A 633-nucleotide genomic window follows, 5' to 3' on the forward strand; every position below is an offset into this window, starting at 1 on the left:
TGCCCGCGCCGCGATCGGCGCCGCACTGCCCCCGCTGGGCGTCGTGCCGGTCGCGACGCTCGCCGTGAACCTGCCGGGCGCGTTCCTCCTGGGCCTCCTGCTCGAGGCGCTGGCGCGGCGCGGGCCGGATGAGGGCGGGCGCCGCACCCTGCGCCTCCTGCTCGGCACCGGCGTGCTGGGCGGATTCACGACCTACAGCACCTTCTCGCTCGACACGGTCGCGCTGCTCGAGGGCGGCCACGTCGTGGAGTACCTGCTCTACACCGGCGGCACGCTCGTGCTGGGCGTGCTCGCCGCGGCGCTGGGCATCGCGGTCGCGGGGCGGCGGAGGGCGGCGGCGTGACGCCAGGCCTGCTGCTCGCGGTCGCTCTCGCGGGCGGAGTCGGAGCGGCCGCACGGCTCGTCGTCGACGGGGTCGCGCGGTCGCTCGTGCCGGCGCGCTGGCCGGTCGGCACCGCGCTGATCAACGTCAGCGGGTCGCTGCTGCTCGGAGTCGTCACCGGGCTCGTGCTGGCCGGCGTCCTCGACCCGGTGTGGCGGGCCGTGCTCGGGACGGGCGTGCTCGGCGGCTTCACCACGTTCAGCACGGCGAGCGTCGAGACCGCGCGGCTCTTGCTCGACCGGCGCTGGGCG

At 76.9% G+C, this 633-nt stretch carries 2 protein-coding genes; both read left to right on the top strand.

All coding sequences use genetic code 11. From position 1 onward, the window contains the following. The coding region (locus tag C5C74_RS16965; protein ID WP_104351950.1) for a CrcB family protein at positions 1–343 on the top strand (343 nt) is incomplete at its 5' end. Continuing rightward, positions 340–633: CrcB family protein (locus C5C74_RS16970; RefSeq protein WP_104351951.1), on the top strand; the 294-nt coding region annotated here is incomplete at its 3' end. The genes C5C74_RS16965 and C5C74_RS16970, both read left to right, overlap by 4 nt.

Origin of the sequence: Rathayibacter sp. AY1E8 (assembly GCF_002931415.1) — a bacterium.
In the GTDB taxonomy this organism is placed as follows: domain Bacteria; phylum Actinomycetota; class Actinomycetes; order Actinomycetales; family Microbacteriaceae; genus Rathayibacter.